Source organism: Bartonella sp. AP7XZML, from assembly GCF_042195745.1.
Classification (GTDB): domain Bacteria; phylum Pseudomonadota; class Alphaproteobacteria; order Rhizobiales; family Rhizobiaceae; genus Bartonella.
Genome location: NZ_JBHIOT010000095.1, coordinates 21142 through 36974, shown reverse-complemented (window position 1 = coordinate 36974; position 15833 = coordinate 21142). Strand labels below are relative to the sequence as shown.

Here is a 15833-nt window from a genome sequence, read left to right as displayed (position 1 = left end):
ATGAAAGAGTTGCGATTTTATAATACGCTAACACGTAAAAAAGAAAAATTTACACCAATAGATGCGACAAGAGTACGTCTTTATGTTTGTGGACCGACAATTTATGATTATGCGCATATAGGAAATGCACGTCCTGTTATTGTTTTTGATATTTTATTTCGCTTATTGCGTCATATTTATGGTAATGAGCATGTTCTATATGCGCGTAATATTACAGATGTCGATGATAAAATTAATGCACGAGCAGCTAGCGAATATCCAAACGTATCATTGAATGAGGCTATTCGTCACTTAACAGAACGTACATATTCTCAGTTTCAACAAGATACCATAGCACTTGGTTGTCTGTTGCCAACCAGTCAGCCACGCGCTACTGAGCATTTAGAGGAGATGCGCTCTTTAATTGAAAGATTGCTTGAAAAGGGGCACGCTTATGAAGCGGAAAATCATATATTATTTTCTGTAAGTAGCATAAAAAATCCTCCCCATTATGGGGCATTTGCAAATCGTTCTTTAGATGAAATGAGGGCGGGGGCGCGTATCGATGTTGCTGCTTATAAAAGGGAAGAGATGGATTTTGTTTTGTGGAAGCCTTCTGTGGAAGGAGAACCAGGTTGGGAATCACCGGGCGGAATTCCTGTTTTAGGTCGTCCAGGTTGGCATATTGAATGTTCTGCAATGTCAATGGCAAAGTTATTAGCGCCCTATGGCGGTGGTTTAACCTGTGATGATCCGACCGCCAATGTTTTTGATATCCATGGTGGTGGAATTGATTTAATTTTTCCTCATCATGAAAATGAGATTGCACAAAGTTGTTCAGCTTTTGGGACGGAGCGAATGGCTAATTTTTGGATGCATAATGGTTTTTTACAAGTTGAAGGCAAAAAGATGTCGAAAAGCTTTGGCAATTTCATAACTATTCGTTCTGTTTTAGAGAATAATTTTGGGGAGTTTAATGGTATTTTAGCCGATGAAATGAAGCAAAATTGGGCTGGTTTGTCTGCGCGTTTTTCGATGTTGCAAACACATTATCGTGAACCATTAAATTGGACAGCTCAGCGTTTAATACAATCGAGCAGCGAACTGTATCGTTGGTATGAATGGCTTCGCAGCAAAAAGAGTGAGATGAAAAACAATGAAGCAATTGATGATACTTTGATAGATGCACTTAGTGATGATCTTAATACTCCAAAAGCACTGACTCTTTTGCGAAAATTTTATAAAGAAGGAAATGCTTTGGCTCTTCTGAATGGGATGAATTTATTAGGACTGTTAAGACAAGAATGGATTAAAGAAATAGATTGCCCATTATTTATGAGAAAAACTTTCCTTGATACAAAATTTATTGATCAGCGCATTGCCGAAAGACTAAGACTTATCCATAATAAAGAGTGGGAAGCTGCGGATACAATTCGTGATGAGCTTGCAGCCGAGGGGGTTCTTTTAAAAGACAGTAAGGATCCGCAGAGTGGTGAGCGCATAACTGTGTGGGAAATAAAGCGACACTAATGTCTCTATTCCAGCAGCTCCATAAAAAAGGAGAATATGATGGAATTTTTATATCATTATGGGTATGTCGCACTAAAACTAGTTGTAGGACTTATCGCTTTCCTCTTGATTTTAAGAACCACAGGTCGTGGTAGTCTTAGTCAAATGACGCCAGTTGATTTGGTAAGTAATTTTGTCATGGGAAGTATTATTGGAGGCGTTATTTATAGTCCGGATGTTAGCAGTATTCAATTGTTGATCGTCTTATTTATTTGGCAGACTTTAGTCACATCTCTTAATTTTCTGATGCGCTATTCAGTTTTTTTTCGTCGTCTCATTGCAGGACGACATATTGCATTGGTTTTAGATGGAGTATTTCAAGTGGATAAGATTAAAAAATTAGGTATCAGTGTGAATGATCTGATTACAATGTTGCGCATTAAAGGCTGTAGTTTACATGAAGCTGCTTTCGTTCGTTTAGAAACCAATGGCGATTGTTCCGTTATTAAAAAGGAAGAAGGAAAGAAGTCTATCATTTTAATACAAAATGGTGAAATTCTTGATAAGGGGCTGAAAGAGATTGGTAAAACAAAAAAGTGGCTTCATGCAGAACTGAAAAAAAAACATGTAAAAGTTGAAAATTTATTTGCAGCAGAGTGGTATGAGAATATAGACCCAAATAATAAATTATATAGTGGATTATTTCTTGTTCCTTTTTCAAAAACAGTCTAACTTCAAAAAACGGGTAGGTATAGCTTATTGGAAGCCGTAATGAAGAGATGAATCTATAAATAACCACAGAGGGTATTTTGCCTGTTTGTGCGGATGATAGAGAAGTAAGGACTTTATGAAACGCAATGAAATGACAAAAACTGTATCATCAGATACAGGGAAGACTCTGCACACACTTTACAATTTATGGCCCTATATGTGGCCGGTAGGTCGGCGTGATCTAAAAATGCGTGTGCTATGGGCAATATTTTATCTTGTTTTGGCTAAGCTCGTTCTCATATCTGTACCGTATTTATTTAAATATTCTACGAATGTGCTTGATTCAAGCTTTCAGCTACCTGAATGGTTCCCATCCAGTTGGATTATTCCCATCATGCTCGTTTTGGCATACAATGTCGCGCGTATTATGCAGGCTGGATTAAATCAATTACGCGATTCCCTGTTTGCCACTGTTGGTCAATACGCTGTTCGTCAATTAGCTTATAAAACCTTTGTACATATGCATGAGTTATCTTTGCGATTTCATTTGGAACGCCGAACAGGTGGGCTTTCTCGTGTGATTGAGCGTGGAACAAAAGGAATTGAAGCGATTGTAAGATTTTCAATTCTTAGTACAGTACCGACAGTTTTAGAATTTATATTAACGGCACTGGTATTTTACATAAGTTATGGGTGGCATTATCTTCTCATTGTTGTTGCAACGGTTGGATTATATATCTTGTTTACCATTAAGGCGAGTGATTGGCGTATTCGCATTCGACAAAAAATGAATACAGCGGATACTGAGGCGAATACTCGCGCTGTTGATTCTCTTTTGAATTTTGAAACGGTCAAATATTTTGGTAATGAAACTCTAGAAGCCGATCGATTTGATGCTTCTATGGTAGGTTATGAAAAAGCCGCAACAAAGATTTGGACATCTTTAAGCTGGCTTAATTTTGGTCAGACTCTTATCTTTGGTATTGGAATGACGATCATGATGCTGATGTCAGCTTATGAAGTTTTTTATAAGACACAAACTTTAGGAGATTTTGTTTTTATTAATGCGCTTTTAATGCAACTTTCCATTCCACTAAATTTTATTGGTTCAATGTATCGTGATATTCGACAAGGTTTAACGGATATTGAAGCAATGTTTGATCTTTTAGATGTTCAGAAAGAGATCGTTGATAAATCGGATGCTAAACCGTTAGAGATAAGCGATGGGACCATTTGTTTTCATCAGGTAAAGTTTTCCTATGATTCGAGACGTCAGATTCTCAGAGATATTGATTTTGAAGTTCCTGGAGGAAAAACAGTCGCTATTGTCGGTCCATCGGGTGCCGGTAAATCTACTATTTCTCGGTTGCTTTTTCGGTTTTATGATGTTGATGCAGGCTCTATCACAATTGATGGGCAGGATATTCGTGACGTAACACAAAAGAGTTTGCGTGAAGCGATTGGCATGGTCCCACAAGATACGGTGTTATTTAATGATACAATTGCCTATAATATTTGCTATGGGCGTCCAAGTGCTACAGATGAAGAGATGCGCAAAGCTGCTGAAATGGCACAGATATCAAAATTTATTGAGATATTACCAGAAGGTTTTCAATCTATGGTAGGAGAGCGTGGTCTCAAATTATCAGGTGGTGAAAAACAACGTGTGGCTATTGCACGGACACTCTTAAAAGCCCCTCCACTTCTTATTCTAGATGAAGCAACAGCGGCTCTTGATACGGCGACGGAACAGGAAATTCAACAAGCATTGGATATTGTAAGCCGTGGACGTACAACATTGATTATTGCTCACCGTCTTTCTACTGTTATCAATGCGGATGAAATTTTAGTTCTTAAAAGTGGTCGTATTATTGAAAATGGGACGCATACAGAGCTTTTACGCAAGAAAGGTCTCTATGCTTCAATGTGGAATAAGCAGCTTGAAGCATCGCAAGCGGAAGAAAAATTACGTAAAATGCGTGAAGAAGATGAGACGAGTGTTGTTAATCGTAAAAAATAAATAGAGCAAAATGTAATCTATATCTTTATATGGAGTGATTGATTAAATACATAAAAAGACACAAGAGGAACAAAAAGCTTTGTTGCTTGTTTAAGTTTACGATGAATAGGAAATTATATGAGTATTCTGCAATCTTTCCATAATAGCTTTGTACCGGTTCATAAAGAAGGTTATCCTTTTATTGTAGCGTTTTTTGTTATTTCGCTCATTCTTGGTTGGATATGGAGTCCGTTGTTTTGGTTTGGTCTCGTTCTCACGGTGTGGTGTGTATACTTTTTCCGTGATCCAGATCGTGTGATCCCTTTGAATTCAAATTGGGTTATGTCGCCTGCAGATGGGCGTATTTCATTTGTGGAATCATGTGTTCCACCTGAAGAATTAGGATTAGGGAAAGATGAAATGATCCGTATTTCCATTTTTATGGATGTTTTTTCATGCCATATTAATCGTATTCCTATCAGTGGTACAGTAGAGTCTATCGTTTATCATCCAGGTCGATTTACTAATGCTGACTTTGATAAAGCTAGTCAGTTTAATGAGCGTAATGGGGTGGTAATTGATAGCAAACATGGTAAAATTGGTGTCGTACAAATAGCGGGAATGGTTGCACGCCGGATTGTTTGCTGGTCAAAAGAAAACGATGCCGTTATGACTGGTGAGCGATTTGGATTGATTCGTTTTGGTTCTCGCCTTGATGTTTATATACCAACTGAAATGAAATTGCGTGTTGCAGTTGGACAGACAGCAATTGCTGGAGAAACAGTTTTGGGTTCTTTTGATGATAAGAGTGCCACAACGGATTTCAGATACGATTAGGACTCACAATGAAAAATTTTTCGCCATTTTCTTCATTCAATCCTGAGGGGCAGCATGATGATGTTGCAAATCGGCGGCGTTCACCTACATCAATGCGGTATGTTATTCCTAATATCATTACTATTTTAGCAATTTGTGCAGGGATGAGCAGCATTCGTTTGGCTTTTGAACATCGCTATGAAGCTGCTATTTTAATGGTGCTTTTGGCCGCAGTTTTAGATGGTGCTGATGGTCGCATTGCCCGTTTAATAGATGGTAGTTCATCTTTTGGGGCACAGATGGATTCTCTTGCTGATGTTATAAATTTTGGTGTTACCCCTGCACTCATTGTTTATTCTTTTATCTTGAATCAAGCGAATCATATTGGGTGGGTTGCTGCCCTTGTTTATTGTGTTGCTTGTTGTTTGCGATTAGCACGTTTTAATGTGATGTTAGATAACCCCAATATACCTAAGTGGCAGAGAAGTTATTTTGTTGGTGTTCCAGCACCAGCAGGAGCATTATTACTTTTATTGCCTACCTATTTAGGCACTCTTGGTTTGGTTCCCAATTGGGGGTGGGCATTATTTTTTAGTCTTTATACTGTAATTATTGCTTTTCTTTTGATTAGTCGTTTACCGGTATGGAATGCAAAAACAATTGATCAAAATTTAAGGCGCGATATCGTTATACCGTGCATGTTGGTCATTGTTATTTATGTCGGTTTTCTTGCGACTTACACATGGGAAACTTTATTGATTACAGCTGTTAGCTATATGATTTTTCTCCCTTGTAGTTTTATCGCTTATAATAAACGTGCTACTTTAGAAGAGAAAAAGGCTGATGCTAAAGCTATCCAAGAATTATAAAGTGCTTCATTCTTCTGTCGAAAAGCACAGGAAAAAGAGAGAGTCAAACGATTTACTTCTCATATGATGATCAATCAGGTACATGATAATCTACAAACCGATTTTTATGGACATTAAAGAGTTTTCCAGTTTCCTTTAAATCAGGTGATAACAAATGGACTATCTTTTTTGCAACCTCTTGTGGTGAAGGGAGAGTTTGTGGATCTTCACCGGGCATAGCTTCAGCGCGCATGGCAGTGCGTGTGGCACCAGGGTTGACACAATTAATCTTAATAGGGGTTTGTTTGAGTTCTTCTGCCCAACAGCGGGCAATCACCTCTAAAGCTGCTTTAGAGGCTGCATAAGCTCCCCAGAAAGGGCGCGCAGCATGCGCAACGCTTGAGGATAACAGGATGGCTCGTCCAGCATCAGATTCACGTAATAAAGGCTCAACGGCTTTCATTAAGCGCCATTGGCTGAAAAGATTTATTTGAAAAACATCTTCAAATACCGTGTTTTCTATATGCGCTATTGGTGAGAGTGTTCCAAGAATTCCTGCGTTTGCAATGATAATATCAAGTTTTTTCCAGCGTTTGGCAATTGAGATAGCAAGGGTATCGATGTTTTCCATATGATGCAAGTCAAGGGGAACAAGGGTTGCATGAGCTCCTTTTTCTCGGATTTGATTATCTAATTCAGTAAGTCCACTGACTGTTCGTGCAAGAGCAATAATATGAGCGCCGCGTGCAGCAAGCTCGAGTGCCAAATAATAGCCAATCCCTCTTGATGCGCCAGTAACAAGTGCAACACGCCCATGGAGACTAAAGTCACGTTTTGTCATCATTAATCTCTTGTTTTAAGAACAGATGATTGATGAATTTTGGAGAGATTTTCTTGATCAACCAGATGCGTAGGATAATATCCAGTAAAATAATGGTCAGTAAATTGTGGATCGGCGTTATTCCGTTTTTCCCCTGCTACAGCAAGATATAATCCATCCGTTGAAAGAAATTCTAATGAATCCGCTCCAATAAAATCACACATAGATTTTAAATCTGGATATTGATTTGCTAAAAGGTTTTCAGCTTTAGGTGTATCAATACCATAAAAGTCAGGATAAAAAATCATAGGGCTAGAAATGCGCATATGAACTTCTTTTGCTCCTGCATCGCGAAGCATTCGTACAATTTTAAGGGATGTTGTTCCACGCACAATAGAGTCATCAACCAGAATAACACGTTTTCCTTCAATCACAGGACGGTTTGCCGAATGTTTTAACTTGACGCCAAAAGCGCGAATTTGTTGTGTTGGTTCGATAAAAGTGCGGCCAACATAGTGATTACGAATAATACCAAGCTCGAAGGGAATTCCAATTTCTTGTGCATAGCCAATTGCAGCAGGCGTTCCTCCATCAGGAACAGGAACCACAACATCACCCTCACAAGGGGCTTCCTGTGCTAAACGGATTCCCATATTTTTGCGTGTTGTATAAACACTACGTCCTCCAACGATTGAGTCCGGACGGGCAAAATAAACATATTCAAACAAGCAAAGTTTTTCTGGTTTTGTATTTTCTGGTTTTATAATTTTTTTCGTAATTTCCCCATTTTTTTGTATTTCACATATGATGATTTCTCCATTTTTAACATCACGGACATATTTTGCTCCAATAATATCAAGAGCACAAGTTTCAGAACAAAAGATAGGCTTACCATCAAGTTCCCCCATCACGAGAGGTCTAATTCCTGTTGGATCGCGTGCCGCAATAAGCTTTGTACGTGTGAGCGCTAACATAGCATACCCACCTTCTACTTGCCGAATCGCGTCAACAAAACGATCAGAGGACGATTCATAACGTGAGCGGGCGATAAGATGGAGAAAAACTTCTGAATCTGACGTTGATTGACAGATAGCACCAGAAGCGATGAGTTCACGGCGTAATGTGAGACCATTGGTAAGATTACCATTATGCGCAATAGCAATACCTCCAACTTTCAATTCAGCAAAAAGGGGTTGAACATTGCGTAATGCCACTTCTCCAGTTGTTGAATAACGGGTATGTCCAATAGCACGATTTCCTGGTAAGCGCGCAAGTGTTGCAGGGTTTGTATAGTGATCGCCAACAAGACCTAAATGCTTTTCTTGATGAAATATTTTATTATGGTAAGAAACAATCCCAGCTGCTTCTTGCCCACGATGCTGAAGTGCGTGGAGTCCAAGAGCTGTTAATGTTGCGGCATCTTCATGCCCAAGAATACCAAAAACTCCACATTCTTCATGAAGGGTATCATCATCTAATGAAAATTCTTGACAGAAAACATCGCTTTTTATCATCATATTCTTTCAGTTGTGATATGGAGGAATCATTAATATCACATTTTACATCATTTAGTTCTCTTTCCTCATGAAAAACTATTCTCTATTTTTTGAAAATTATCTTTTCATGAGAGTGTTGCTCATACGTATGTTTATTGCTGTCTTTAAACAAATTTTCCGTCTTTTCGAGAACAGATCCAATATCTTTGGGGAGTATTTCCCAAACTTTTTGTCCCAATGAATCTAAAATAGGCCTTGTTTTTGCATTTTTTAACCAATTCGCTTGAAGCTCGGGTTTAATCAGTGCATTAAGCAGTAACATACCGATGACCATGATAAGTAAACCACGAAGTGCTCCAAAAATAAAACCAATAGCACGGTCAAGGATACCAATTCGACTATCAATAATAAAATCAGAGATCTTCATTGTAATAATTGAAGTAATAATGAGAACAATAATAAAAATTGTGACCAATGTTGTGATCAATGCAATCATTTTATTAGAGAGATATTGTTCAAAGAAAGGTAAGACAGGTTTGAATAAAAACAGTGTCGTAACAGCTGCAACTGCCCAAGAAATCAACGATAACACTTCACGTGAAAATCCTCGAAGCATAGCAAGAAAAGCGGACAACAGGATGATTACTACGACAATTCCATCAAGGATTGTTATGATCATTTGTTTGTTCCTTATACATAAAGTTGTGTTCTTTTAAGTCTGTGTGCAAATATATTTTTTGTTATGCCATTTTTTGTTCTTATAGCAAGGATCTTTTGTATTTTATAGAGTTTTTTCTATATTATCATATCTGTGGTGCAGATCATTTTTTACTTACGGTAAGAGTAGCAACGAGTTCGGGAAGGTCGGAGAAAGTTTTTTGTTGAAAGTTGAGCGACTTCATCATTTCGGTTGTTGTTGTGGGGTGAAAGGCTCCTTGAAAGCCGAGTTTTTTTGCTTCATTGATGCGCTGTGCTGAATGTGCAACAGCGCGGGTAGCTCCTGAAAGACTGACTTCACCAAAATATACATAATCCGTTGGCAATGCGATATTGGCAAGAGAAGATACCAAAGCAGCGGCTACAGCTAAATCAGCAGCGGGTTCTGATATGCGATATCCACCTGCTACGTTCAGATAGACATCATGCTGTCCAAAACGAATGCCACAATGGGCTTCTAAAACGGCAAGAATCATAGAAAGACGATTTCCATCCCATCCGACAACCGCACGTCTTGGTGTCCCAAGGGAAGAAGGAGCAACAAGCGCTTGAATTTCTACGAGTATCGGGCGTGTCCCTTCCATTCCTGCAAAAACAGCAGCGCCTGGTGCTTTTTCATTACGTTCCCCTAAAAATAATTCGGATGGATTTATCACTTCACGTAATCCTTTATCAGACATTTCAAAGACACCAATTTCATCTGTTGGTCCGAAGCGATTTTTTACAGTTCTAAGAATGCGATAATGATGTCCTCCTTCACCCTCAAAATAGAGAACGCCATCAACCATATGTTCAACGACTCGAGGACCAGCAATTTGTCCATCTTTTGTAACATGCCCAACAAGAACAACGGCGGCTCCTGTTTTCTTGGCAAAGCGGATCATTGCCTGAGCACCGATACGTACTTGTGTGACAGTGCCAGGTGCTGAATCTGCTGTATCTGACCATAGGGTTTGAATCGAATCGATAATCACCATATCAAGGTTTTTATGTTCGCTTAAGGTTGCCAGAATATCTTCAACATTGGTTTCAGCAGCAAGTTTCACTTCTGTATTGTTAGCTTCAAGCCTTTGTGCGCGCAGACAAATTTGCGCAATAGCTTCTTCACCTGAAACATAGATGACATTATATCCTTTACGTGATAAAGCAGCGGCTGTTTGTGTCAGCAATGTTGATTTACCAATACCCGGATCACCTCCAACAAGGAGTGCTGATCCACGGACAAAGCCCCCACCGGTAACACGATCAAGTTCAGCAATACCAGAATGAATACGTGGAGCATCTTCGATATTTCCAGAAAGAGATGTGAGTGTGACAATGCGTCCTTTACGAGCATTCTGCTTAGGACCACTTCCTATGCCGCTATTTATAGTTTCTTCGATAAGGGAATTCCATTCCCCACAAGCGCTACATTTTCCTGCCCAACGGGAATGGATGGTTCCGCAATTTTGACAGATAAATTGAATACGATTACGCGCCATGTCGATTTAACCAATTTGCTCTGGAAGGTAATTGCTATCGGCCAGATCACTAAAGCGTGTGAAATCAGATTGAAAGGCAAGGGGCACGATTCCTGTCGGCCCATGGCGCTGTTTTGCAATAATAACATCAGCTTTTCCAAAAGCTTTGTCCATTATTTCTTGCCATTTCGTATGTTCCAAGCTACCTAGTTTTGGTTCTTCATTTTTGAGATAATATTCTTCGCGATAGACAAACAGAACGATGTCGGCATCTTGCTCAATTGAACCAGATTCACGTAAATCTGAGAGCTGTGGACGTTTATCTGTTCTATTTTCTACTTGACGAGAAAGTTGAGAGAGAGCGATAATAGGAATATTCAATTCTTTTGCTAATGCTTTTAATCCTGTGGTAATTTCTGTGATCTCTTGAACACGATTTTCTGATGAACGCTTTGAACTGCTTGTCATGAGTTGGATATAGTCAATAAACAAGATATCTAAACCATGTTGCCGCTTGAGACGCCGCGCACGAGCAGCTAATTGCGTAATTGATATTCCCCCAGTTTGATCAATATAAAGTGGTGCCTTTTGTAGTTGGTTCACCGCACGAATAATTTTTGAAAATTGTTCATCTGAAATATTGCCACGCCGAATATCAGAAGAAGAGACTTCTGTTTGTTCAGAAATAATACGGGTTGCAAGCTGTTCGGATGACATTTCAAGTGAGAAGAATCCCACAATGCCGCCTTCATTTTCTTGGATATTGGCATTACGATTATAAGCATTAGCAATATTAAAGGCAATATTGGTAGCCAGTGAGGTTTTACCCATACCAGGGCGGCCCGCAAGGATAATTAAGTCAGATGCTTGTAATCCTCCCATTTTTTCATCAAGTGTTTTAATATGGGTGGCTATCCCTGATAATTGTGAAGAGCGCTTTTTCGCAGCACTTGCCATATCGATAGCTTTTTTAATAGCCTCATTAAAATTTTCAAATCCACCTCCATATTTCCCTTTTTCTGCTAGCTCAAATAATTGATTTTCAACAGTTTCAATTTGTTGGGTAGGCGTGAGTTCTACAGGAGCATCAAAGGCTGTATTGACAACTTGAGTTCCAAGGTTAATCAAAGACCGTCGGATAAAGAGATCGTAAATGACGCGTCCATAATCTTCAGCGTTAATAATAGTGACTGCCTCTGTGGCTAAGCGAACAACATATTGGTATACAGTAATATCTCCAATTTTTTCTTCCATTTGGATATAGGGCTTGATTGTAACTGGATCTACACGTTTTCCTATTTTAATAAGGTGAGATAAAACATGATAAATTTTTTGATGCAATGGTTCAAAAAAATGTTCTGGTTTTAGAAAATCTGAAACGCGGTCAAGAGAATCATTGTTGATAAAGATGGCACCAAGCAATGCCTGTTCAGCTTCAATATTATGCGGAAGTTGCCGAAAAGAAGGAGAATCCTCTTTCTTTGAAGAGCTGACATTAACAACGTTAGTTTCTTCCATAATATTTTTCCACTAAAATTCTAAGTCTAGCTACTTTAGGCGATAAATTGAAAATCGTATAATTAAAAGAATAGAGCTACAAATCTTCATTTTAAGTTAAAATTATATAATTTTTTAAAACTCTCTTTTCGTTCCTCATTTATCATTTGTGTATTATTTATCTAACGTCTATCTATTTTATTTTATAATATGTGATTTTAAAGTGGAAGTTTTGCTACTCTAAATTTAAGTATTTTTAAGTTACTTAACCTTAAAATTCCAATATCTGTGTAAGTAGAATTATTTTTTTATAACTGAAATTATTTCAGATCATGTGAGGATATAATCAACTTAACGCTCATACAAACTTTAGCCTTAAGGGTAGAACTTTAAATTATTTTTGCTTTATATGCTGGAAAAAAAAGACATTTCACTCTTAGTGATATTATCATTCTCGGCATGTAATGCCTTTAAATAATATATTTCTAATTCTTTCATAAAAATTAGGTTCTTTATGTACGATAGCCATAAAATACTCACTTTTAAAGTGTGAGTATTTTATGAGCGATATTTAAAATGGAATAAAAAATATAAAACAGAAAGCAAAAATAGCAATTAAGCTTCTTGATGAGAACTGTTTATATCGTTGTCATTAATTTCTTCTGCCAATAATTCTTCCTGACTTTCTTCTAATAATTCTTCTTGAATATTATATATTTCTTTAGCCGAAGTGAGGGTTTCACCTTCTGCTTGGCGTTGTGCTTCACTGGTAGAACGCGCAACATTAATAATCACAGAAATTTGAACCTCTGGATGTAAGCTAAGAGTGATAGTGTGAAGACCGATCATTTTTATTGGATGATTAAGTTCGATTTGATTTCTTCCAATAGAAAAGCCTTCATCTGTTATGATTTCAGCAATATCACGTGTTGACACAGAACCATAAAGTTGTCCTGTTTCACCAGCAGAACGAACAACAATGAATGATTGTCCATCAAGTTTTTCAGCAATTTTTTGCGCTTCGCTTTTGCGTTCAAGATTACGTGCTTCAAGTTGTGCACGTTGTACCTCAAAATGTTTTTTATTAGCTTCATTTGCGCGTAAAGCTTTACCTTGAGGCAAGAGAAAATTACGCGCATAACCATCTTTAACTGAGACAATATCACCCATCTGACCAAGACGAGGAATGCGCTCAAGTAAAATAATATCCATAGTTTTTCCTTTCGAACAAATAAATTTAGTGGAGTTTTTTGCGTGATTGAAAATTGTATTGAATAGCAGCCCAAATTCCCATCAAAAGCATCATGAAAACAATAGGTGGAGTAAAAACGACTGTAAAAATAGCAATATAAACAAGAGAAAGTATAATAATCCGACCGTTTACCCCTTTTGTAATATTGTGAAGATATGCTAGACCGCTAATTAATATGATGACAATGTATGCAGTACTAAAGACACGGGTACTCAAGTTAAGAGAAGCGCTCAACTCAATCATCGATGCTATGCAAACAATAATAAAAATAATAATTCCAGAAATTGGAAGGCGGAGAGTTTGGCTCCAATCATCACGGGGTCTTTTCAGCCATTTCATATGTTGTGCTGCTATCATGGAAAAGTAAAGGTTACCAATGAGAAAAACCAAACTATAAATAGTCAAAGAAAAAGCAGTAAAAGTTGCTGTATGCGTCATTAAAAGCTCATTAAAAGCGCGTATATCGGCTTCTTTTATTGACTGTGTTTGTTGCAGAGTTTGTGCTATGTTTTCGGTGATTTTTTTTGCAACGATGGGTGTGGAAGGACGTGTTTGAACATAGAGCCCAATGAAAGTTGCTATAAGAGCGATAAAATTAGTTAAATGAAAAATAACCGATGATAATGGATACCATATCAGTTCGTTTTCTTTTTGCGCTGGTCGTGCAAGCCCAAGAAGCCAAGAAGCATAGACAGCAGGAAGGAAAAATAAGAACATAAAGCCAAGAGCAATATAGGTATTAGTGGTTATGATAAGAACAACAGTGGCACTTATGAGGGCGATGAGACTGGCTAATGTTCCTTGACCGAACGCAACAATAAAAATTGGCAATGAAAGAAAGCAGCCAAGAAGAAGAGAAAAAAAGGGCGCGATATTTGCAACACTGATGATTGCCAGTCCTATCACAACAGCAAACAATCCTGCCAAAATACCGGTTAATATCTCATAAGTACGATTTTTTTTCATTTATTGCTGTCCTGCTTTCTGCAGTTAGAGGCGTGTCAATACCCCAACTTTGACATTTAATAGCTTAACATAGGATACAACAAGCTATTTTTTAACCATATAAGAAATGCAACTGGAGAAACTCTCCAGTTGCATAGCGTATTGATTGCTTACTTTATAACGTACGGAAGTAAGCCTAAAAAGCGAGCACGTTTGATAGCATTAGCTAATTCACGCTGTTTTTTCTGACTAACAGCAGTAATCCGTGAAGGAACAATTTTCCCACGTTCGGAAATATAACGTTGTAACAACTTGATGTCTTTATAATCAATTTTGGGAGCATTGGTCCCTGAAAAAGGACATGTTTTACGACGACGATGAAAGGGGCGACGTGCAGAGTTTTGATTAGTATCAGTCATCATTCTACCCCTTCTATAGTATTTTCACGTTGACGACGTGGAAAACGAGGACGCTCTTCATCATGTCCAATGTGACTATTGCGATCAAGGTGTGAGAGCATAGCAGATTTTTCTTTTTCGTGTTTTTCTACGCGAATGGTCATATAACGCAAAATATCTTCATTGATGCGCATCTGACGCTCCACTTCAGCAATTGCTGAAGCTGGTGCATCAATATTGACTAAGACATAATAAGCTTTACGGTTTTTACGAATACGGTAAGCAAGAGGACGAAGTCCCCAATTTTCTATACGCCCAACTTTTCCACCATGCGCTTCAATGACACCTTTGTAGAGACTCAAAAGTTCATCAACTTGCTGCGGTGCAATGTCTTGTCGGGCAAGGAACATATGTTCATAAAGAGCCATTGTTTTGCCTTTCTTCAATTAAATTTCACCGGTTTTAGCGCAAAGCCTCTGCGACTTGTCTTTTTTGGAAATCCAAAGAAGAAAGGACGCGTTTACAATTCGAGACATCTCAGAGCGGAGATACGGGAGGCCGGAAACATTGTATTTCCTACTGATATTTTACAGCCCTCCGTTCAACCTCCAGCTAAAGTGCCGGCAACGAATATTTCATATCTACAGGTTATCTTTTAAAATAGCAAGTTTATGCACACAAAAAAATTGATTTGTTAAATCTTGATATATTTCCTTCTTCTACAAAAAGATAATACTGTAATATAAAGGCAAAGGAGGGAAAAATGGACTTTTTAAACCAGATTGATGTTACACTCTTTGAAATGTTTGTCGGCAATCATCAAGCTTGGTCGATTGTAGTTTTGTTTAGTATTTTTTGTGCAAAGTTTTTAATTTATATTATTCCTCTCCATCTTTGTGCGTTGTGGTTTTGTGGTGGGGAGAGGGAACGGTGTGTTGTGCTAAGCATTTGCATGAGTATTTGTGCATCTCTTTTCATAGGTTATCTCATTTCTCTTTTTTATTTTCATCCTCGCCCATTCGTGGTAGGGCTGACGACACCGCTTATTCAACATCGTGCAACAGCTTCTTTTCCTAGTAATCATGCCTTGACCATTGCATCTTATGCAGCTAACTTTTATTTTTACCGATACAAAGTTACTTTTAAATTTGCCACCGTGTTTTTGTGCTTGATCTGTTGGGCGCGCATCTTTGTGGGTGTACATTATCCCTTTGATATTTTAGCAGGTGCACTTTTAGGAAGTCTCATAAGTTTGGGTGTTATTCAGTTTATAGCACCCTATTTTCCTAAGTTTTTATATCAAATTCCGCCCTTAAAATATAATTTTAAGTGTGGTATTCGTTTTAAATAAAGGGCTTTATCTTGATTTGTGCGGATGAATAAGGT

General features: G+C 38.1%; 15 protein-coding genes. 6 read left to right on the top strand and 9 right to left on the bottom strand.

Going from position 1 to position 15833, the window contains the following annotated elements; genetic code table 11:
• The 5 genes from cysS (at position 1) to pssA (ending at position 5883) form a co-directional block, all read left to right on the top strand.
• Positions 1–1509, top strand: a complete 1509-nt coding sequence (gene cysS, locus ACFILT_RS07215; protein WP_375679033.1) for a cysteine--tRNA ligase — start codon at positions 1–3, stop codon at positions 1507–1509.
• Between the two features lie 39 nt (positions 1510–1548).
• Positions 1549–2220, top strand: coding sequence for a DUF421 domain-containing protein (locus ACFILT_RS07210; RefSeq protein WP_375679047.1), 672 nt, complete (start codon positions 1549–1551; stop codon positions 2218–2220).
• A 115-nt stretch (positions 2221–2335) separates the two neighbouring features.
• Positions 2336–4219, top strand: a complete 1884-nt coding sequence (locus ACFILT_RS07205) for an ABCB family ABC transporter ATP-binding protein/permease (protein ID WP_375612940.1) — start codon at positions 2336–2338, stop codon at positions 4217–4219.
• Between the two features lie 117 nt (positions 4220–4336).
• The gene (locus ACFILT_RS07200; RefSeq protein WP_375640554.1) at positions 4337–5035 is read left to right on the top strand and encodes a phosphatidylserine decarboxylase; all 699 of its coding nucleotides are present in this window, start codon (positions 4337–4339) and stop codon (positions 5033–5035) included.
• Positions 5036–5043: 8 nt separating this feature from the next.
• Entirely contained in the window at positions 5044–5883 is an 840-nt protein-coding gene (gene pssA / locus ACFILT_RS07195) for a CDP-diacylglycerol--serine O-phosphatidyltransferase (RefSeq protein ID WP_375611225.1), read from the top strand.
• A gap of 70 nt (positions 5884–5953) precedes the next feature.
• Here pssA and ACFILT_RS07190 read toward each other — a convergent pair whose 3' ends face one another.
• The 9 genes from ACFILT_RS07190 to rpsF form a co-directional block, all read right to left on the bottom strand.
• Positions 5954–6703 (bottom strand): SDR family NAD(P)-dependent oxidoreductase, encoded by a 750-nt coding sequence (locus tag ACFILT_RS07190; protein WP_375679048.1) that lies wholly within the window; start codon positions 6701–6703, stop codon positions 5954–5956.
• A 2-nt stretch (positions 6704–6705) separates the two neighbouring features.
• Positions 6706–8199, bottom strand: coding sequence for an amidophosphoribosyltransferase (gene purF, locus ACFILT_RS07185; protein ID WP_375610159.1), 1494 nt, complete (start codon positions 8197–8199; stop codon positions 6706–6708).
• An 82-nt stretch (positions 8200–8281) separates the two neighbouring features.
• Positions 8282–8857, bottom strand: coding sequence for a CvpA family protein (locus ACFILT_RS07180; RefSeq protein ID WP_375629260.1), 576 nt, complete (start codon positions 8855–8857; stop codon positions 8282–8284).
• Between the two features lie 142 nt (positions 8858–8999).
• Positions 9000–10376, bottom strand: a complete 1377-nt coding sequence (gene radA, locus ACFILT_RS07175; RefSeq protein ID WP_375612937.1) for a DNA repair protein RadA — start codon at positions 10374–10376, stop codon at positions 9000–9002.
• Between the two features lie 6 nt (positions 10377–10382).
• Complete coding sequence (locus tag ACFILT_RS07170; protein WP_375610161.1) at positions 10383–11873, bottom strand: replicative DNA helicase; 1491 nt, start codon at positions 11871–11873, stop codon at positions 10383–10385.
• 594 nt (positions 11874–12467) lie between these two features.
• Positions 12468–13064 carry a 50S ribosomal protein L9 gene (gene rplI, locus ACFILT_RS07165; protein ID WP_273791080.1) on the bottom strand — a complete coding sequence of 199 codons (597 nt, stop codon included), beginning with the start codon at positions 13062–13064 and terminating at the stop codon, positions 12468–12470.
• A 25-nt stretch (positions 13065–13089) separates the two neighbouring features.
• On the bottom strand, positions 13090–14070 hold the full coding sequence (locus ACFILT_RS07160) for a hypothetical protein (protein WP_375629257.1): 981 nt from the start codon (positions 14068–14070) through the stop codon (positions 13090–13092).
• Positions 14071–14219: 149 nt separating this feature from the next.
• Positions 14220–14468: a 30S ribosomal protein S18 gene (rpsR, locus tag ACFILT_RS07155; RefSeq protein WP_012754957.1), complete on the bottom strand. Its 249-nt coding sequence runs from the start codon at positions 14466–14468 to the stop codon at positions 14220–14222.
• The gene (gene rpsF / locus ACFILT_RS07150; protein ID WP_375612935.1) at positions 14468–14875 is read right to left on the bottom strand and encodes a 30S ribosomal protein S6; all 408 of its coding nucleotides are present in this window, start codon (positions 14873–14875) and stop codon (positions 14468–14470) included. Before rpsF ends, rpsR begins: the two co-directional genes overlap by 1 nt.
• A gap of 335 nt (positions 14876–15210) precedes the next feature.
• On the opposite strand from rpsF, the gene ACFILT_RS07145 reads away from it, so the two are divergent.
• Positions 15211–15798: an undecaprenyl-diphosphatase gene (locus ACFILT_RS07145; protein WP_375679821.1), complete on the top strand. Its 588-nt coding sequence runs from the start codon at positions 15211–15213 to the stop codon at positions 15796–15798.
• Positions 15799–15833 lie beyond the last annotated feature (35 nt).